Genomic DNA, 20987 nt, shown 5'->3' on the forward strand with positions numbered 1-20987 from the left:
TCCAAAAGTAAAATCGTATGAAAGTCATCATAGCAGAAAAACCGAGCGTAGCCCGTGAGATAGCCCGCGTCGTTCGGGCAACAAACAGAAAAGAGGGCTATATAGAAGGCAGTAACTACACCGTCACATGGGCATTGGGACACCTGATAACGGCGGCCATGCCCGAAGCCTACGGCTTCAAAGGTTTTCACAAGGAGAACCTTCCGATTCTTCCTCCCGTCTTTACCCTTATTCCCCGCCAAGTCAAGAGCGGTAAAGGCTACAAGGCAGACCCGAGTGTCGTTGCCCAGCTCAAAGTCATTGAAAAACTCTTCAAAGCGGCAGAGAGCATCATCGTAGCCACCGACGCAGGACGTGAGGGTGAGTTAATATTCAGATTCATCTACGAGTATCTTGGCATCGCCAAGCCTTTTGAGCGACTCTGGATCAGTTCGCTCACGGACAAAGCCATTCGGGAAGGACTTGCCCATCTCAAAAGCGGAGCCGAGTACGACAATCTTTACTATGCCGCCCGAGCACGCAGCGAAGCCGACTGGCTCGTGGGCATCAATGCCACCCAAGCCGTTTCCATAGCGGCAGGTTATGGCACCTACTCGTTAGGCAGGGTACAGACTCCGACGCTCTGCATGGTCTGCTCCCGCTTCTGGGAAAATAAAAAGTTTACGCCACAACCGTTTTGGCAGCTAAGCCTTTCCGTAAAGGACGGCGATGAAAACTTCCGTTTCTCTAATCCCGAACGTTGCTTCAACAAGGAAGAAGCCACCGCCTTGTATGAGAAGATCAAAGCCGCCTCTCACATCACAATAGAAACGATAGTCCGCAAGGAGGCGAAGCAGGAACCGCCTCTTTTGTACGACCTGACCACCTTGCAGAAGGAAGCCAACAGCCGACACCGTTATTCGGCAGAACAGACCCTCACGCTGGCACAGAAACTTTATGAAAGAGGATACATTACCTATCCGCGCACCGGAAGTCGTTATATCTCGGAGGATGTCTTCGAGGAAATCCCCGCATTGATTGCCTTCCTGCACGACCATCCCGTATGGGGTATCCATACCCGTAACCTTTTCGTCCTCAATGCCCGGTCGGTAAACGGGAAGAAAGTGACCGACCACCACGCCCTGCTCATCACGGGCAAAAAGCCGATAGATGTATTCGGAGAGGAAGCGGTCATCTACAATATGATTGCGGGGCGTATGCTGGAAGCCTTCTCCCCTCGGTGTGAAAAAGACGTTACCACCGTAACCGCCTTGTGCGAAGGTGTAAAGTTCACGCTCAAAGGAGAAATCATCAGGCAGGAAGGCTGGCGTAGCATCCTTAAAAACGAGAAAGGCAAAGACAAGGAACAGCTCGAAGCCGAAGAGCGAGAAAGCCGTGAGAATGGCGAAGGAGTCCTCATTCCGGAATGGAACGAAGGCATGCAACTTGCCATTTCCGCCTGTTCGTTGGCACAAGGGACAACCAAGCCCAAACCGCTACACACGGAAAGTTCCTTACTTTCTGCAATGGAGACGGCAGGCAAGGAGTTGGAAGACGAGGAACTGCGTGTCTGTCTGAAAGATTGCGGCATCGGCACTCCTGCCACCCGTGCCGCCATCATCGAAACGCTCTTTACCCGCGAGTATATGGTACGTAAGGAGAAGTCGCTCGTGCCTACCGAAAAAGGACTTGTCCTCTATTCCATCGTCAAGGAAATGAAAATCGGCAATGCCGAGATGACCGGGCAGTGGGAGGCAGACTTGGCGAAGATAGAACGTGGAGAGATGAAGGAAAAAGATTTCCGCAAGGACATCGAGTCTTATGCCACGCAGATTACCGACGAACTGCTCTCGTCCAAAATCCTCTTCCCTCAAAGGCGAAGCGACATCCATTGCCCCAAGTGCGGTAAGGGTACGATGGTATTTCATTCCAAATGTGCCAAATGTTCGGATGCCGATTGCGGATGGACGCTTTTCCGCACCGTTGCGGGCAAAAGCCTTACGGACGAACAGCTGACCCAGTTAGCTGTAAATGGGGAAACCGGCATCATCAAGGGCTTTACCTCCAAGGCAGGCAAGCGGTTCGAGGCTTCGCTCTCGTTAGACGGGGACTTCAAAACGGTTTTTGTCTTCCCCGAACGCAAGAAAACGGGCAAATCCCGAAGATAAATCCCCGTAAATTGCTAATTTTGCCACTGAATGATGCGGTCATAACAATCTTATTGTTTTACTGCGGATTTTAGTGGTGGCACTCGGCGGGGACGTCGAGTGCCTTTGCATTATAGGGTTATGCCTCAAAAAAGTATTCTTTAGAGAAGTTTTTTTTCAGAGCCGATAAACGGTCGTTCAAAAGATGTCGAGTAATCTCCGAAAAGATACCGAGTAATAACAGAAAAGATACCGAGCAACCGGCTGAAAGCTCATTAGCTTTCTCTTGATTACTAATTAGCTTTTCGGGCAATCCATAACATTCACTAAAATCATTCATATGACAGTCATTCATTTTTCATACTACGAACTTTCCCTGCTCTCATTTCTCAGGGAGAGCCACCCCGAGCTGGCGGACGACATTCCTTTCGTGAAGGAGCGTGCCGAAGCCGCCTCGCAAGCCTATACCGAAGCCTTTGACAACGGCTTTTCCGTAGCCGAATGTATCGGCATCGCCAACAAAACCCTTTATGCGGGACTGCATTTCTCCCGACACGACACGCTCACGTCCGTTCTGTGGAACGAGTTCTCAGCAGATGTGCCGCTCGAAGCGGTACGGGAGACAGCAATACGATTACGTCCGTTTGCGGAGGAGATCTTCTCCAAATATCCTATTTCGGACGACTTCGCCTATACCCCCGAATACAATGCCCTATACACGGAACTGACGGGCTTTATCCAATTAAAACTCGAAGAAGATGGCAAGCTATAACAAGAAAGAGCATCTTCGGGCGAATATAGATGCCATCCAAACGGTTTTTACCCTCCATCGGGAGCATCGCACGGCTACGGAGGAGGAAATGAAGGTGTTGCGGGCTTATACGGGTTTCGGTGCCTTAAAGTGTATTCTTTCACCGGCAAACTCGATGGAGGACATCGCACGCTGGAACAAGTCGGAAGTGGAACTCTTCCCCTTGGTTATGGAACTGCATCGGGTTATTCGGGACAACACCGCTTCGGAGACTCAGTACAAAAGCTATATGCAGAGTCTGAAAAACTCGGTGATGACCGCTTTCTATACACCTGAACCCATAGTACAGGAGATTGTCGCGTCCTTGCAAGAGGCAGGCATTACCCCCGGCAAGATACTCGACCCGTCGGCAGGAATGGGCGAGTTTATCCGCTCGTTCAATACTATCACAGCCGAAGGACACACCACATTCGGCTTTGAGAAAGACATCCTGACGGGACAACTGCTTTCCGCCCTGCATCCCGACGACAAGATACGCATCCGTGGATTTGAGGAAATCGAATCCAAGTTCAACGGTTATTTTGACGTGGTGAGCAGCAACATTCCTTTTGGGGACATCGCCGTCTTCGACCCGGTCTTCAGCAAGACGGACGAGCCGGCACGCAAGGTGGCACGCATGTCCCTGCACAATTACTTTTTCGTCAAGGGTGTGGATATGCTTCGTGAAGGCGGCGTGCTGGCATTCATCACCTCCCAAGGCGTTATGAACGCTCCCTCGAACGAACCTGTTCGGGAATGGCTGATGAGCCATACCCGCCTTGTGTCGGCAGTCCGTCTGCCGAACAATCTCTTTTCGGAGAATGCCGGAACGGAAGTGGGCAGCGACCTGATTGTCCTGCAAAAGAATAGTAACAAGGCATGCCTTACCGAGGAGGAGCAGCGTTTCATCAAAAGCGAGAAGCGTCCCAGCGGTGTGATGTTCAACACCTACCTGCGGAGCATGTCACAAATCGTGCATACCGAGTGGAAGCAGGACACCGATCCATACGGGAAACCCGCCATCCTGTTCCACCACAGCGGAGGGGCGGAAGGCATTGCCAATGATATGGGTAAAATCCTGCGGGCAGATCTGGAAAAGCGGTTAGACCTGTCATTATACCAACAACATATCCCCACACAGCAACAGAGCGAAGTTATTCTCCCTGCTCATTCTGAGGAAAAACAGACCGTGCAAAAGCCTCTGTCTTCTGATGGTGCACACACAGAAGAAAAGCCCGCGACTACGGAACCCATTCAAACGAATGTATCGCCACAGACGGAACTGTTCGACCTCTTCGGAAATGTCATTCAAGAAAAGAAGCCCAAGCGTAAAGCAGCCGCAAAACCGAAGCCGGTTTCTTCCCCCTCTCTGTTTCCCGAGACTTCACAAAGCAGCGAGACGGCAAATGGATTAAAAGATACGGGCGAGCTGTGGTGGCAGCAGGATAAGGAGAAAGGGATGCTGGCACGTCCCTATGAGGGCTTATGGCACGAACACCTCAAAGAGGGTTCTTTGCTCGCCTCGGACTTTCAGGTAGGTACGCTTGTCCGTGATATGGAGGACAACCGCCTGTTTCAGCCCATAGACTTCTCTTCCCAAGAACGGCAGAAGATGCTGGGCTACATAGACCTGAGAGACGCCTATCACGCTCTCTATGATTATGAAGCGGAGCACAAGGCGGAGAATGTTTCTCTTCGGCAGCATCTCAATGACCTGTATGACCGTTTTGTACGTCTTTACGGGCATCTCAACGATCGCAAGAACCACGAAATGATTCTGATGGACGCTGGAGGACGTGAGATACTTTTCTTGGAACGCAAGGTGGATGGCAAGACGGTCAAGGCGGACATCTTCACTCAGCCCGTCTCTTTCAGTCTGCACGATGTAACTCAGGTGGAGACTGCCACCGAAGCCCTTTCCGCATCCCTGAATAAGTTCGGAAGCGTGGATCTCGAATACATGGCTTCCCTGTTGTCCGACGGAACGGAAGAGGACATCCTGAACGAATTAAACGGCAAAGTCTATTACAATCCGTTGGAGGGTGGATATGAGACAAGCGAGAAGTTCATATCCGGGAATGTGGTCGCCAAGGCGGACGACATCGGACATTATCTGTTGGAGCATCCCGAAGATACAAGAGCCGCTGCCTCCATGCAGGCGCTTAGGGATGCCGTGCCTGTCCCCATTCCTTTCGCCGACCTTGACTTTAACTTCGGGGAAAGATGGATTCCCGTACAGATATACTCGGACTATGCCTCCTTCCTCTTCGACACGGAGGTGGCGATACACTACAATTCAAGTGCGGACGAGTACTCTGTCGATGCACGCCTGCACAATGCCAACATCTGGGACAAGTTCTGTGTTCGGGGACAGCACCGCCGCTATGATGGTGTTACGCTAATGAAACACGCCCTATTGAATACTTCTCCCGACATCACCAAGAAGATTATGGTCGGAGACAAGGAGGTCAAGGTAAGGGATACGGAAGCCATACAGATGGCAAATTCAAAGATTGATGAGATACGAAACGGCTTTACAGACTGGCTTGCCGAGCAGCCGGACGATTTCAAGAAGCAGCTGGAAAAACTGTATAACGACAAGTTCAACTGCTTTGTGCGACCGCAATATGACGGCTCGCATCAGACGTTTCCCGACCTCAATCTGAAAGGATTGGGTATTGAAAGCCTGTATGGCAGTCAGAAGGATGCCGTATGGATGCTCAAACTCAACGGAGGGGGTATCTGCGACCATCAGGTGGGAGCAGGAAAAACGCTCATCATGTGCGTGGCAGCCTACGAGATGAAGCGATTGGGCTTAGCAAACAAGCCGATGATTCTTGCCCTGAAAGCCAACGTGCAGGAGATTGCGCAAACATTCCACACGGCATATCCGAACGCAAAACTGCTTTACCCGGGCAAGAACGATTTTACACCCGATAAAAGGCAGCGTATCTTCCATGACATCAAGAACAACAACTGGGATTGCATTGTCCTTACGCACGATCAGTTCGGTATGATACCCCAGTCGGACGAGATACAGCAAAGCATCTTGCAGGATGAGTTGGACAGTGTAGAGGAGAACTTGGAAGTGTTGCGTCAGCAGGGGCATACGATTTCCCGTTCCATGGAAAAGGGATTGGTCAAGCGTCAAATGAATTTGGAGGCAAAACTTTCCGACATCAAATTCCGCATTGACAATCGAAAGGACGACGCGGTGGATTTCAAGACAATGGGCATAGACCATCTTTTTGTGGATGAGTCGCACACTTTCAAGAATCTGATGTTCAACACCCGCCACGACCGTGTGGCAGGATTGGGCAACAGCGAGGGCAGTCAGCGTGCACTCAACATGCTCTTTGCCATCCGCACCATTCAGGAGCGGACGGGTAGGGACTTGGGAGCGACCTTCCTTTCGGGAACGACCATCTCCAACAGCCTCACGGAGCTGTATCTGCTCTTTAAGTACCTCCGCCCGCAGGCATTGGAACAGCAGAATATCAAGACCTTCGATGCTTGGGCGGCTATCTTCGCCAAGAAGAGTATCGACTACGAGTTCTCCGTCACCAACGAGATTGTGCAGAAGGAGCGTTTCCGCTATTTCATCAAAGTACCAGAGCTGGCAGCGTTCTACGCCCAGATAACGGACTACCGGACGGCAAAGGACATCGGCATAGACCGACCCGAGAAAAACGAAATCATGCACAATATCCCGCCAACGCCCGAACAGGAGGAGTTCATCGCCAAATTGGTGGAGTTTGCCAAGACGGGCAATGCCGAGCTGTTGGGAAGAGCTCCGCTTACGGAACGGGAAGAAAAAGCCAAGATGCTGATAGCAACTGACATGGCGAGGAAGATGAGCTTAGATTTGAGGCTCATAGATCCCGAGAAGTACTCGGATCATGTGGACAACAAGGCTTCCCACTGTGCCGCCAAGATTGCAGAGTATTATCGGAAGTATGACGCACAGAAAGGTACGCAGTTCGTATTCTCCGACCTCGGAACCTACAAGCCCGGAGAGTGGAATCCTTACAGCGAAATCAAACGGAAGTTGGTGGAGGACCACGGCATACCCGCTCAGGAGATACGCTTCATACAGGAGGCGAAGAGCGACAAGGCTCGAAAGACGCTCATTGCGGGCATGAACGAGGGAACCATTCGGGTACTGTTCGGTTCCACCTCTATGCTCGGTACGGGCGTGAACGCCCAGAAACGTGCCGTGGCTATCCATCATCTTGACTGTCCCTGGCGTCCTTCCGACCTTGAACAGCGGGACGGACGGGCGGTGCGTAAAGGAAACGAAGTAGCCAAGTTTCATGCGGACAACAAGGTGGATGTAATCATTTATGCAGTGGAAAAATCACTTGACAGTTATAAGTTCAACCTATTATATAATAAGCAATTATTTATAGAGCAGCTGAAGAACAATCGTCTTGGCAGCCGTACCATCGACGAGGGAAGCATGGACGAGAAGTCGGGGATGAATTTTTCCGAGTATGTAGCCATTCTTTCGGGAAATACGGACTTGTTGGAAAAGGCGAAGTTAGAGAAGAAGATTGCTGGCTTGGAGAGTGAGCGACGTTCCTTTATGCGCAGCAGGCAGACTTCCCGAAGTCGATTGGACGAGGTGTTGCGTGTCGTGGATGGGAACAAGGAACTGATAGCACGCTTCAAAAGCGACCGGGATCTGTTTGAGAGCAGGGTGCAAAAGGACAAGGACGGTAACAAACTCAACCCGATACAGCTGAAAGGCGTGGAAGGCAGCGACCCGAAACGGATCGCAGCCAAACTTGCGGAAGTCAAGGAGCATGCCCGTACCAAAGGGGAGTATTTCGACATCGGCACTCTTTACGGTTTCAAGATAGTGGTCAAGACCGAATCCTCCTCACAGAGTCTTTTCGACTTATCGCAGAACAGGTTTTTCATCATGGGAGAGAGTGGCATGAAGTACAGCTACAACAACGGTAACATTGCCACAGATCCGGTACTTGCCTCCATGAACTTTCTCAATGCGTTGGAAAAGATCCCGAGCCTGATACAGAAATATGAGGCGGATACGGTGAAGATAGCCAAAGATATTCCCGTATTGCAGGAGGTGGTCAATGGCTCGTGGAAAAAGGAAGAGCAACTGAAAGACCTCAAGACGGAACTTGCCGCACTCGACCGTCAGATACAGCTTTCCTTGAAGCCCATTGAGCAGGGAGACGCACAGCAGGAAGAAGAGAACATAGAAGAGCAGAAGGAAATGGAAGGGAACATCTCAGGGCAGTCCCGTCCGATTGAGCCTACCGCTAACGCATCCTCCGTCTGCACGCTTTCGGCTCAAACCGACAGACTGCCCGAAGACGCGAGGCAGAGTATTAGGGATACACAGCCCCTTACGGACGGTGTGCCGTCATTGGCAAACAAGGTCTTTGTCGTCAGACCGAAAATATGATTTATGAAACGGACTCCAAGTATAAATCCCGCCTCGTCATCACGACGGGACGGGATTTGCACAACTAAAATAAAAAAGCAAAGAACTCATTCTTCTTTTTTCCTCTTTCTTCTCCGTTTCTTATTCTCGGTGAAATGATGTTCCATAAAGGCAGTTATCTCTGATTCCAGATACCACGTTTTGTGATAGATGATGTGGAACGGCAGCGTCCCCGAATCTCGGTAACGTTGCAAGGTTCGCTTGCTGACTTGCAGCATCATACAGACCTCTTGATTGTCCAAGAGCGGCTCGCCGTTGAGCATCGGACGTTGGGGAATATCGGGAATGGTCTGCTTCAGATGGTCGAAACGGGTCATAATCCGCTCCATCCATTCAAGAAAAGTGTCTCTGTCCAATAGTTCCATATGCTATTTCGTTCTCTTGGCTTTAAGCAGGAAATTCTGTCTCAGCTCTTTGATGTTTTGAGGATTGCAGTACAGGCTCTTCTTGCGTATCGCCTCCTCTATGTCGTTTAAGTCGTAATAGCATCGTCCAAGGATAATCTTGTAACCGATACGTTCCGAACTTCGCAACCGTTGGAGGGTGCGTTGGCTGATGCCGAGTATTTCGGCTAAATCCTTGTTGGTTATCAGGCGGTTTTCGTATTCTTCCTTCGCCTGTTCCTCTTTCTCCACATATCGGAGAATTTTCTCTATCTTGCCCACCAAATCGTGGTAGGCTTTGCTCTCAATTGTAATGACATCCATCGCTCTTTTAATTTGATTATGGTGCAAAGTTCGGGCTTTGAAATCGTTTGGATTGTATGCTAAATATGTACTGAATAGAGATTTTTATTGTCAAGTATTCAAGCCCGAAGACACAGGCTGTCATATCAAAGCCACAAGCACGCAATTTGATGAAAGTATCTCTTTCTCGCATACGCTGTCATTACATTTGCATATCGTAATATCCAAACTAAAAATTGATATATGGAAGTAATAGCAATCGAAAAGAAAACGTATGAAGCCATGATGGAGCGTTTCCGCATCCTGACCGCCAAGGTCGATGCCCTCTGTCGGGAATCGGACGAGAAAAGAATGGGCAAATGGCTGGACAACCAAGATGTCTGCCAAATCCTGAACGTCAGCTTGCGTACACTGCAAACCTATCGGAGTAACCGGACTTTACCCTATACGAAGATAGGCTACAAGATGTACTATAAACCGGAGGATGTTCAGAAACTGGTAGACAAGTCGGTCTCTCCATAACACAGTATCTTAATCACCACTAAATCCAAAGTAGAACTATGAGTAATAATGTAAAGACCAAGAATGACGAAGAAATCATGCACTTCCTCAATGCCTCCGACCGTATGATAAAAGGGATAGATGCCCTGAGGAAAAGAAACAGACCAACGCTTCAAGGGCAGCGGTACTTGACGGACGAGGAACTTTCCCGACGGCTGCATGTCAATCGACGCACCCTGCAAGACTATCGTGATATGGGGCGTATTCCATTTGTCAAATTAGGAGGGAAAGTCCTCTATAAAGAGGAGGAGGTAGAAAAGTTGCTGCAAGAGAACTACCACCCACGATTTGAGGAATGATGAAATGTTTGTCGCTGTTGCCTTGATTTTTGTCGTATTGTCGATTTGTTTTGACCACGATAAAACAAGCTCTCAAAAAAGTGACGTAAGATTTCAGAAAACTTACGTAAGTTTTCCGAGATTCTTACGTAAGATTTGATGGCTTCTTCGACCACTTCTCTTCATTGGCTCATCATACGCCCAAATCAAGTTACAACGGAATGTGCAGTAAGCAAAAAGCAGACAGTAGGAATTATCTTCTTACTGCCTGCTTTTCTTTAATTATGTTGTCTGCCAACGGTGTAACAGACAATCATGGGTGGAGAGGAAACTTTCTTCTCCGAAAGCCTGCCGATTATCCACCTTCGCAAAGTCTTTGCCTGTGGTGTGGCAATACGAAACGACAGCATCGTTATCATTTCGATACTGTATAAATCAATAAATCCTTGTTCGGAGTGGATTGTTCTCATCGCTTCCGTCTCCATCAGGAGAACTTCTTTGAATATCGCTTTGATTTGTGCGCTCACCTTGCCGGAGAATGCCCCGAGCAGGTCGGCAATCTCACAAGCAGACATCCAAACGCGAGTAGCTGGGATATGTATTTCTCCGTTACCGCCAATGGTTATGATTTCTCTTTTCATAGACATTCTTCCTTATTATTATATGGTAATACCGCTAAACTGTTCTATCCGGCTTAACTTGTCGGAAAGGGAATTCATATCCCGGCTTTCCTTCTCGTGGGTAATTTTGGCGTAGATTTGTGTCGTGCGGATATTCGTGTGTCCGAGCATCTTGGAGAGCGTTTCGATGGGAACTCCGTTGGTCAGACAAATTTCCGTTGCCATGGTATGGCGACTGGTATGCCACGTTATGTTCTTTTCTATACCGCAAAGTCCGATGATTGTTTTAAGGTTCTTGCAGGCGGTAATGTACTGAGGAACGGGCAGGAGATAATTTTCCTTTGCCATGCCATCATACTTTTCGATAATCCTCAATGGAATGTCCATCAGCATGATGTTGGATTCCACGCCCGTCTTCTGTCGCTTGGTCATAATCCACAATTTGCCGTCGAATGAAGTTTGCACATTGTCTTTGGTCAGGTTCTTCATATCGGTAAACGACAAGCCGGTAAAGCAGCAGAAAACATACAGGTCACGCACCAACTCCATGGACTTGCGGCGAAACTTCAAATCCATCATTTGACGTATCTCGTCCTTGGTCAAATAATCCCTTTCCGTACTCTCGGCGGAGATGCTGTAATCCACGAAAGGGTCTCGAACAATCCAGCCGTGATTCTGGGCAATGGTAATCATTCGGCGCAAAGGCATCATGTAGATCCATACGGTATTATTGCAGCACTGCTTTTCCGTGCGGAGGAAAATCTCAAAGTCCGTGATGAATGCAGGTGTAAGCTCTCGCAGGGCAATGTCGCTCAGACGATAGCGTGTCTTGATAAATTCTTCCAAGTGCTTGTAAACGGTACAATACTTATGGTATGTGGAATCGCGACGCAGACCGGCAGATACCTGCTTGGCAAAATCCTCATTGTGCTGGGCATAGACCGTCAGCAGTGTCTCGTACCGCATCTCCAAACCCAAGAAAGCGTTCTTTACTTTCTCCGCCGTGACATAGTTGTCCCTTTCGGCAATCTCCTTGTATTTGGCATTGATACCCACCCGAATCTTGTCCAAGAAGCGGTTGGTTTCCAATGCGACGGAACTTTTTCCCGAAGCCCGGTTGCTCTTGACATCCCATAGATTGGGGAGAATGTCGCATTTGCAACTGAACTGTGCAATGGTTCCGTCGATAGTGATACGGCACATCACGGGAACGGAACCGTCTTTCTTCGGGGCGTTCTTTTTGAGGTAGAACAGAACCTTAAACGTACTTCGCATAACTCTGACCTTTTATAAGTTACAAAACTATTTATTGTCAGGTTATCCGCTGATACGCAATTCATTGTACTTTGATGGGAAAGATTCCAAGCATTCATTTTTTTGCCTTTTTTCTTCCCATTCTCCCTTTATTGGGCTATCTTTGCGGAAGATTTCAGTTGGGGATTAGCCCGTTCGTTACCGTTTTTGCCATTCCTTTCTACTTGGATATAGGGTAATGTTTTAGTAACGCTGCTCTGTCCAAAGTTGGCAAAAGTCCGTCTTTTGGCGGTTTTTCCCCCGAATGGTCAAATAATCAGAACTGACTGACTCACAAATCATTTGCTATGTCCGCTCATTTTTTGACCATTAAGGATAGATTTTTGGGTAAAATCACAGGACAAAAACAATGGATTCTCGAATCACGGACGATACGCATGCTTGCCGAAAAAGCCATAGGTGCAAAGCGTAAGCACGTTCAGCCAAAGCAGCTCGCCGAGCCACCTGGCTTGCTTACGCTTTGCTCCTGAATCAACCAACAATTTGTCCGTCAAACAGTCGCACGATGCGATGGGCGATGGAGGCGTCATGCTCGTTGTGGGTCACCATGACAATGGTGGTTCCCTCGCGGTTGAGTTCGGTGAGCAGCCCCATCACCTCGGCACCATTTTTCGAGTCAAGATTACCTGTCGGCTCATCGGCGAGAATCAGTTTCGGACCAAACACCACGGCTCTGGCGATGGCCACACGCTGCTGCTGACCGCCCGAGAGCTGGTGTGGGAAGTGCTTGGCGCGATGACTGATGCCCATGCGTTTCATGATGTCCTTCACTTTCTGTTTGCGCTCGGCCTTCGACATCCCAAGGTAGGTCAGGGGCAGCTCGATGTTCTCTTCCACGTTGAGTTCGTCGATGAGGTTGAAGCTCTGGAACACGAAGCCTATCTCTCCCTTGCGCACGTCGGTGCGATCCTTCTCTTTCAGCGCCGACACTTCCTTGTCGCCTAACCAATACTTGCCGCCCGTGGGATTGTCGAGCAGCCCGAGGATGTTGAGCAGGGTTGACTTGCCGCAGCCCGAAGGCCCCATGATGGCAACAAACTCCTTGTCTTCTACTTGGAACGACACATTGTTGAGCGCAATGGTCTCCACTTCTTCCGTACGGAACGATTTGCTTAAATTTTCTACTTTGATCATACTCTTAAAATATTATGGTTATTATATGTTTTATGGTTTGTAGTCCGGTCTATCGGATGTTCCTTTCTTACTCTTGTTTCAGATACTCCACCGGGTTACTGTTAGCCACGCGCCAGCAGTTGATTGCCACAACGGTAACGATGATGAGCAGCACGAGGGCGATTGTCACGAGGAATGGCCACACTGTCAACGCGATGCGGTTGTCATAGAGCTGCAGCCACTGTGCGGCTACCCAGTAGGCACCGACAGCCCCAATCAGCACGGCAGGAATGGCTGTGCGAAGGATGTTCAGCTGGAAGATGCGCATCACGTCGCCCACACACGCACCGTTCACCTTGCGGATGGCTATTTCCTTGTGACGACGGTTCACCTCGTCGCTGACATAACCAATAAGTCCCATCAACGCGATGAAAAGCACCACGATGCCAACCGTCATCACGCCGTTGCGGAAGTTGCGGGTCGCAACATACTGCATGTTCTTGAGGTTCTCCACACTCTCGACCAAGACTGTCTTGCCCGGGAAGAACCGCTGTAGCCGCGTCTGGATGTCTGTCAGCTTCTCTACGCTGAAATCGTCCAGCTGTATCAGCAGGTAATTGTTCATCCAGTTGGCCGCACGTCCGTAGAAAATCACAGAGGGTCTGTCCCTCCCATTGTTCTCTGCACTGCCCAGATGAATGTCACGATAGACGCCAACGATGGTCAGTAAGTCTTTGTTTTCGTTGCCGCTATGCTCACTGATAATCACCTTCCGACCCACCACGTCGTCCCATCCGCGCAGTTTTTTCATCATAGAGGCAAAGTCCTGACTCACCATTACTTGCCTGAGACTGTCGCTGCCCGATGCGAAGACACGGCCGGCAACAACAGGAATCTGCAGCATATCAAAGTAATGGTCGGCGACAGTGAAGAGATCGGCGATATTGAACAGCTGTGATTCTTCACCAGGAACAGTTACGTTGTTACCACTCATACCATAGAAAGGAAACGTATTGCAGGCCGACACCTGACGCACGCCGCTCATACGGCCTACCTCGTCGTATGCCGTCTGCCGTTCATCGGGCTGTAGCGCGGTGATGTTAACAGACGCGAGACCGGCACACTGATAGCCTAAGTCAAAGCCAACCGTATGCCTATACTGCATGCTCACAATGAAAAGCAGACCTAAAAGGAAGCTCACCATGGCAAACTCAAGCCCCAGAAGTGCCACCTTCCAGCGACGCCTGGCCTCGACATAGCCATGAAATGCAATGGTCACGGGCATGCGGTTGTAAAGCCATCCGGGTACGATACCACCCACGAGAAGCACCATCAACACAATCAAAAGCAAAATCCACGCACCACGGTTGAATACCAACACAGAGAGCGGAGCCGACAACAACTGTTCGATTGTGCCATGGCAAGCCCACAACAGAGCTGCTCCTAATATGAGAGCAAGCACGAGATGCAGGCACACTTCGCTGAAGGTGATGCTGTAGACGGCTCCTCGGCCGGCACCATAGCATTTCCTTACCGCCATCTCACGGGCACGACTGACCAAATTGCCCACCACAATCAGCACATAGTTGAGTATCGAGACCGAAAGGAGGATGATGACCAGGAGCGACAGAATCCAGAACATTTGGCGCACATTGTCCGCCTCCGTGTAATAGCGGGATATGGGGGTGACCTTGTAAGTGAGCCACGTGCCGGACTGTTGCAGCTCCTTGACGGGGTAATGCGTCTGTATCATGCGGTGTATAAGGGGCTTCAACGAATCGGGAGAGACACCTTTCCTGAGACGTACGAAACTGATGTAACGGTCGTTACCGACCAGGTTATCCTGACCGTCGAAGCTAAAATTCTTCTGCGTCTTCATTGAACCGATCACATCATAGTTGTGGAACGTTGAGTTGTGAGGATAATCCTCGTAGACGCCCACGATGGTCAGCTTCAGGCCCGACATTTCTTTCGACTCGATGTGCCGACCCACAACGTTGCCGCCCAAGCGCTGTGCTGTCGAGCGATTCACCACACAACAGAACGGTTCCGTGAGTGCCCGGTCGGCATCACCCTCGAGAATGCGGGCCGGAAACATGCGGAAGAAGCAGCTGTCGGCAAAGTAGACATCGGCACGGACACGTACTTTGTCATCAGTCTCCACCTCTCCATCGGTCACGATTGGATTGGTGCGCGTAGCCAGTTCCACCTGTGGAATGGTTCGTTTCATCATCGGTGCCACGCCGCCCGACGTATTAAAGCCCTCCGTGAACTCCTGCGCTTTCATCTTGAAGCCCTCGGTCACACGGCAGATACGGTCGTAATCGGGATAACTCTGGTCGAAAGTCTGTTCGTAATAAATCTCGGCAATGATGACCGCACTGACACTCAGTCCCAGTGCCAAACAGAGAATCTTGGCCACATTGTGTTGCCTGCGGCGGAAGAGATTGCGCAAAGCCATGCGGCAAGACTGTTGAATAAGATGCAACATAGTATAGATGATTAATGTAATATGTGAATATCCGAAGACCCTGATTTATCAAATTGTCGCTGGATGGGGTTGCCTTTGATGCGGATATCGCTCGAGCCAGAGGCTTTGGCACTGACGGAACGGGTGGCAAAGCAATAGACATCCGACGAACCGGAGCATGTGGCCGACACGTCTTTCGCCTTGAGATTGTAGGCTCTCACATCGGAAGAACCGGAACAGGTATATACGGCTTTCGACACTTTGCCAGCCAGACGGGCATCAGAAGAACCCTGCAACCGAACTTCCAAGCTGTTGGCCGTTAGCTGATTGACCTTGATATCACTCGAACCGCGTGCCGCCAACCGCACTGCCGAGGCATTGAGCGACCGAATGAGCACATCACACGCACCGGAAGCCGTGACCGACTGCAAGTTGGGTGCCTGTACATAAACCGTGAGGTGATTATTGCCTGAATGAATGCCGGGGTTAGACTTTTGCTTGATGGTCAGCACACGATTGCGCACTTCCATCTGCAACTTCGGCAACATGTCGGGCGAACCTACCGCCTTTACACGGTAGCTTTGATTGTTACTCTGCACAAACTCTACATTGATGGCTCCGGAGACTTCGATTGCCGAGAAATCTTTCAGCGGGTAAGTTCTGCTTTCGTCATTGGCAACCTCGTATGAGTTGGTTTGTACAACGATACATGATGACAGCAAAACAAGGACAGCTGTCATGCAAAAAAAGATTTTCTTTTTCATATTTATTCTTGTTTAATGTTATTTACAGGGTTTTCGTTGCTGGCCATGTAGCTCTGAACGGCCACTGCGCAGAACGAGATAAGCAGCACGAGGATGCCGGCAACGATAATCCACGGCCACCACACGATGCGGTAACTGTATTGGCTGATCCATTCGCTGATAATATACCAGATGACAGGCACGCTGATGACGAAGGCAATGCCCACATATTGGAGGAAGGTGCGGATGAGGTCTCGGCGTATTCGGTTGCTCGTGGAGCCAAACACCTTGCGAATGGCAATCTCCTTGCTGCGCTGCTGAATGAAATAGGTGGACATGGCGACAAGCCCCAACAGCGAGATGACGATGGCGATGAAAGCAAAGAGGGCGATAATCTTTGAAAGTCTCAACTCCGACTCAAACACCGATTCAATGCTCTTGTCAACGAACGGATGTGCCTGGTTTAGCTCCTCATGGAACACCTCTTTATATATGCGCTGTATCTCCTTGTATGTTTTAGCGGGATTTCCCTCAAACTGAATCGTAACGTTCCATGGGTTCTCCACCTTGTCCTTGATGCAGAGCAACAGCGGATATACTTTGGTCTCCGTGATGTTGCGCAGTCGGAAAACGTTGAGAATGCCACCAAACGCCGCATCCTCTGGGAAGAGAAAGAATTTTGTTTGTTTGTAAAAATCACTCATGTGACTGTCCGTGGGCTTCATCTTCAAATCACCCACTGCCTGGTCATTGAGATAAATTACGGGTCGATGTCCCACGTGGTTGTCATGTTTTAGCGACAGTCCATATACTTTCATGTAGTTGGGGTCGCCGATAAGCATTTGGAAAGAATAGACCTTGTCCTTTCCCGTCACCGTATTGTTGTTGCCACCGTCCTGCGGGGTTCCATCAGAACAGGACACTAATTTCACTCCCGAAACCTGCTTCACCTTGTTGAGGAATACCGGGAAGTCCGTGCTGCTGAAAGCCTCTCCTTGATAGAGACAAATCAGGTTTTTCGTGTTGAAACCCAATGGCGCGTTCACAAGGTGCAGCATTTGCAGCGACATGATGGTGGCACAGGCGAGCATCACGATGGTGATGATGTTCTGAACCACGATGAACACCCTGCCCAGCACCATCTTCGTGCGGTGCCTGAAGGTTCCCCTCACCACCTCGATGGGCTTGGCTTTCGACAAGACATAGGCGGGGATGATGCCCGAGATGAAGCCGACGAGCAGCGTGAAGGCAAGCAACAGGCCGATGACCGCAGGCGTTGCGAGCACACGCATGTCCATGGTGGTGCTGAGCAAGCGACCAGTCATTGGGGCGAAAGCCAACGCAAGCGACACTGCTACCAGCAGGGAGATGAAACAGAGCGTTGAGCTTTCTATCATCAGCCGCAGGATGATGTGCTTGCGTTTTGCGCCGAAGAGACGTCGTGCCGCCATCTCCCGCGCACGATAGCCCGATTGCGCCACCGTGAGGTTGATGTAGTTCATGATGGCAAAGAGCAGCACAACCAAGCCTACAATGAAAAGCAAGTTAACCAGTCGGCTGTTTCCAATGCGCAAGTTGTCGTTGTAGTTGTCGTAACCAGAGAAATATATTTTGTTCAGCGGCACCAAGAACGGTCTGCAATAGAAGGGCACCTTGTCGAAATCAGGCCAGAACGAGTGAATGAATTTGCCGAACTCTTTCTCTCGCCCCATCATCTTTGCGCCCTTTCTCACTTGCAGGAAGATACTTGCACCCGAAAAATTCACTGCCTTGGGGAAAGAATCGTCCATATTCGCCGTGTTGTGATACCGTTCCCAGGAGAAGTCGATGATCATTTCCACGTTCTTGTTGATGAGCGTATTGTCGAAATCCTCCACCACGCCGGTGACATGGTATCGAATGCTGTCGTTCCATGTAATCTCGCGACCGAGCACTTCCTCCGTGCCAAACCATTTGTTGGCAAACCGCTTGGTAACGACCACGTTGTTCCGGTCGTTCAGACAGGTCTGCCTGTCGCCCTGCAGCAGCTTGAAGTCGAACATGGAGAAGAAGGTGGAATCGGTCTCCAACACCGTTGCCTTGTAGAACTCATCTCCCTTTTGTAGCCGCAGGTTCGAGACGACAAAGCCGCAGGTGTTTTCTATTTCCGGATAATTCTTGCGAAAACGACTCAGTATGGCATGGTGGAATCCAAGTTCCTTTTCATGGTCTTCATAGAAGTCGAGACCCATCGCGTAGATGCGGTCGCCCTTGCTGTGCTGACGGTCGACACTCTTCTCCTGCCAGGTATAAACGCCGATGAGCAGCACGAACATGAGCGAGATGCTCAGTCCGAACACGTTGATGGCAGTGTACACCTTGTTCCTTGACAGGAAGGTGAAATAAGATTTGAGATTGAATAGCTGTTTCATAATTGCGTCTTTTTTTTCGATAATAGACCTGAGAAACGTACCTCATTCGGCGTTACTCTACTCTTGTTTGATATTCTTTACCGGGTTCTCATTACTTGCCATGTAGCTCTGAATGGCCACTGCGCAGAATGAGATAAGCAGCACGAGGATGCCAGCAACGATAATCCACGGCCACCACACGATGCGGTAACTGTATTGGCTGATCCATTCGCTTGCGAAATACCAGATGACAGGCATGCTGATAACGAAGGCAATGCCCACATATTGGAGGAAGGTGCGGATGAGGTCTCGGCGTATTCGGTGGCTCGTGGAGCCAAACACCTTGCGGATGGCAATCTCCTTGCTGCGCTGCTGAATGAAGTAAGTGGACATGGCGACAAGCCCCAACAGCGAGATAAGAACGGCAAGGAACGAGAAGATGGTGAGGATGCGCACAATGCGGGTCTGTTCCTTATACACCTCGGCTATCTTCTGATTGAGGTAAGGCGACTCCTGCGTCAAGTCCTCATGATAAACTTTCTTGTAAGTCTCCTGCACCAGTCGGTAGGCTTCTTGCTCGTCGCCTTCCACCTTGATGAGTACATTGTTCGCAAAATCGTCGTGTGCGATTTGGTCGAACAGGTAAACCACCGTCACCTGATCGTCGGCGTTGTCCATATCAATGGTGTAAAGGTGGAAATCATTCAGAATGCCGTTGATTTGTTCTCGCTCGTAAGTCTCGTTATAGCGGAATGCCCTTTCATCAGGTTTCAACTGCATTACCGAGTGGAAGTTGGGCGACACAAAGAGCTTGGCGGAATCGCCCTGCGCAAATTGCTTCTTCACCTCGATGCCCAGCAACGGCAGGTAATCCTTGTCCGCATAAAAGCGTTGGCAGCGCACAGCCTTCTTGCCAATGTAAGCCATCTGGTTGAATCCGCCCAAGAGAGGCGAGCACAAGCACACGGAAACCTTCTTGACTGGTGTCAGTTGTTGCAAGTTTTTCTTAAAGAGATTGGCTTTGCGGGCATCCTGTGGAACACCGATTTCCATCACGCCCTGGGTGTCATAGCCCAACGGGGCATTGATGAGGTGCTGTATCTGGCAGCTGCCGATGAGTGCTACGGCAATGAAGATGATGGTGATGGCGTTTTGCACCACGATGAACACCTTACTGAACAGCATCTTGGTCTGGCGACGGAAGGTGCCGCGAACCACATCAATGGGCTTCACCCGCGACTGAATGACTGCCGGAAGAACTCCCGCCAATATACCTACTGTCAGCACAATGCCTACCAACAACAGGTTGATGGGGATGAACAGCTCGGCGATGGTGATGTGGGTGTCCAACAACTGGCAGGTATAAGGAATGGAAGCCCATGCCAACAACACGGAAAGAACAACTGAGCAGCAGCAAAGGCATACGCTTTCGATGACCAACCGCCAGAGGATGTCGCTCTTCCGGCTGCCCAACAGCCTCCTTGTTGCCATTTCCTTGGATCGGTTGCCCGACAGAGCGACCGTCAGGTTGATGTAGTTCATCACCGAGAACACCAAGATGATGATACCGATAATGAAAATGAGATAGACCAAGCCGCTCTTTCCGCGCTGGCATACGTTGGAATAGTATTCTGAAAAATAGCTCTCGCCGAATGGTATCAGGCGGAACTTGCAGTCAATCTTGAAATTTTCTTTGTATATCTTTGGTAGAATACGGTTAACATTATTTTCCAATGCGTCGATATCTGTACCTGATCTCAAGCTCAACACCACATCCGGACTGCCGAAATTACCGTCGATCTTAAAGAGCCAAGGTATGCGCTCGCGTAGCAGCTCGTACCGCCCGATGATGTCACAGTCGGGGAAAGAGGTTCCGTTCATGTTCTCATAGATGCCCCTTACATACACTTTCCGGTTCTCCACCGTCAACACCTTGCCCATTGCATTGCCGTTGCGGAACAGCATCTGCGCCAACTTCTGGGAAATCACCACGTCGCTCAGTCCGTTCAGGGCCGTGGCGGCATCACCTTCTGCAAGCGGTTGATTGAACATAGGGTAGAACGTGGAGTCGGTGTACATCATGGTCACTTTCACATTGTCCTCGTCGGCCGTTGTCACATGTTGTTCACGGTTGATGTGGAAAGCACAGCCTTTTTCTATTTGTGGCAGTTGCTTTTGCAGCACTCTGATGATTTCGCGCGATGTTCCGCTCATCTTGTCGGAACTGAAATCACAGCCCAACAAATAGAGCCTATCCACGTTCGTGATGTTTTTGTCGATGTTCGTTTCGTGCTGATAGTAGAGACCTATGAGAATAACGAACGCAAAGCTAATGCTCAGTCCGAACACGTTGATGGCGGTGTACACCTTGTTCCTCGAGAGGAAGGTGAAATAAGATTTGAGATTGAATAGCTGTCTCATTT

General features: G+C 49.9%; 14 protein-coding genes. 5 read left to right on the plus strand and 9 right to left on the minus strand.

Annotated elements, in window-relative coordinates; genetic code table 11:
* The first annotated feature begins 17 nt into the window (after positions 1 to 17).
* From NQ518_RS08075 to NQ518_RS08085, 3 genes are all read left to right on the plus strand, one after another.
* Positions 18 to 2147 (plus strand): type IA DNA topoisomerase, encoded by a 2130-nt coding sequence (locus NQ518_RS08075; RefSeq protein WP_023058387.1) that lies wholly within the window; start codon positions 18 to 20, stop codon positions 2145 to 2147.
* 319 nt (positions 2148 to 2466) lie between these two features.
* On the plus strand, positions 2467 to 2898 hold the full coding sequence (locus NQ518_RS08080; RefSeq protein ID WP_023058468.1) for a DUF1896 family protein: 432 nt from the start codon (positions 2467 to 2469) through the stop codon (positions 2896 to 2898).
* Positions 2885 to 8350: a helicase-related protein gene (locus tag NQ518_RS08085; protein WP_227962331.1), complete on the plus strand. Its 5466-nt coding sequence runs from the start codon at positions 2885 to 2887 to the stop codon at positions 8348 to 8350. Before NQ518_RS08080 ends, NQ518_RS08085 begins: the two co-directional genes overlap by 14 nt.
* Before the next feature lie 86 nt (positions 8351 to 8436).
* Here the strand turns inward: NQ518_RS08085 and NQ518_RS08090 are convergent, their stop codons facing one another.
* Together NQ518_RS08090 and NQ518_RS08095 are read right to left on the minus strand one after the other, a co-directional pair.
* A complete protein-coding gene (locus tag NQ518_RS08090; RefSeq protein WP_036873533.1) occupies positions 8437 to 8754 on the minus strand; it encodes a helix-turn-helix domain-containing protein in 318 nt (105 codons plus the stop codon).
* 3 nt (positions 8755 to 8757) lie between these two features.
* Complete coding sequence (locus tag NQ518_RS08095) at positions 8758 to 9096, minus strand: helix-turn-helix domain-containing protein (RefSeq protein ID WP_023058439.1); 339 nt, start codon at positions 9094 to 9096, stop codon at positions 8758 to 8760.
* A gap of 222 nt (positions 9097 to 9318) precedes the next feature.
* Here NQ518_RS08095 and NQ518_RS08100 point away from each other — a divergent pair, with 222 nt between their 5' ends.
* Together NQ518_RS08100 and NQ518_RS08105 are read left to right on the plus strand one after the other, a co-directional pair.
* Entirely contained in the window at positions 9319 to 9597 is a 279-nt protein-coding gene (locus NQ518_RS08100) for a helix-turn-helix domain-containing protein (protein WP_036873535.1), read from the plus strand.
* A 38-nt stretch (positions 9598 to 9635) separates the two neighbouring features.
* Positions 9636 to 9935 carry a helix-turn-helix domain-containing protein gene (locus tag NQ518_RS08105; protein ID WP_023058498.1) on the plus strand — a complete coding sequence of 100 codons (300 nt, stop codon included), beginning with the start codon at positions 9636 to 9638 and terminating at the stop codon, positions 9933 to 9935.
* A 257-nt stretch (positions 9936 to 10192) separates the two neighbouring features.
* Here NQ518_RS08105 and NQ518_RS08110 read toward each other — a convergent pair whose 3' ends face one another.
* The 7 genes from NQ518_RS08110 to NQ518_RS08140 form a co-directional block, all read right to left on the minus strand.
* Positions 10193 to 10555, minus strand: a complete 363-nt coding sequence (locus NQ518_RS08110; protein ID WP_036873657.1) for a hypothetical protein — start codon at positions 10553 to 10555, stop codon at positions 10193 to 10195.
* Positions 10556 to 10573: 18 nt separating this feature from the next.
* The gene (locus NQ518_RS08115; protein ID WP_023058482.1) at positions 10574 to 11809 is read right to left on the minus strand and encodes a site-specific integrase; all 1236 of its coding nucleotides are present in this window, start codon (positions 11807 to 11809) and stop codon (positions 10574 to 10576) included.
* Positions 11810 to 12319: 510 nt separating this feature from the next.
* The gene (locus NQ518_RS08120) at positions 12320 to 12982 is read right to left on the minus strand and encodes an ABC transporter ATP-binding protein (RefSeq protein WP_004349712.1); all 663 of its coding nucleotides are present in this window, start codon (positions 12980 to 12982) and stop codon (positions 12320 to 12322) included.
* Positions 12983 to 13049: 67 nt separating this feature from the next.
* Positions 13050 to 15452 carry an ABC transporter permease gene (locus tag NQ518_RS08125; RefSeq protein WP_227962329.1) on the minus strand — a complete coding sequence of 801 codons (2403 nt, stop codon included), beginning with the start codon at positions 15450 to 15452 and terminating at the stop codon, positions 13050 to 13052.
* An 11-nt stretch (positions 15453 to 15463) separates the two neighbouring features.
* Positions 15464 to 16195: a head GIN domain-containing protein gene (locus NQ518_RS08130; protein ID WP_227962327.1), complete on the minus strand. Its 732-nt coding sequence runs from the start codon at positions 16193 to 16195 to the stop codon at positions 15464 to 15466.
* Positions 16196 to 16197: 2 nt separating this feature from the next.
* Positions 16198 to 18585, minus strand: a complete 2388-nt coding sequence (locus NQ518_RS08135) for an ABC transporter permease (RefSeq protein ID WP_227962325.1) — start codon at positions 18583 to 18585, stop codon at positions 16198 to 16200.
* 57 nt (positions 18586 to 18642) lie between these two features.
* On the minus strand, positions 18643 to 20985 hold the full coding sequence (locus tag NQ518_RS08140; RefSeq protein ID WP_227962323.1) for an ABC transporter permease: 2343 nt from the start codon (positions 20983 to 20985) through the stop codon (positions 18643 to 18645).
* Positions 20986 to 20987 lie beyond the last annotated feature (2 nt).

Source organism: Hoylesella buccalis ATCC 35310, from assembly GCF_025151385.1.
Lineage (GTDB): Bacteria > Bacteroidota > Bacteroidia > Bacteroidales > Bacteroidaceae > Prevotella > Prevotella buccalis.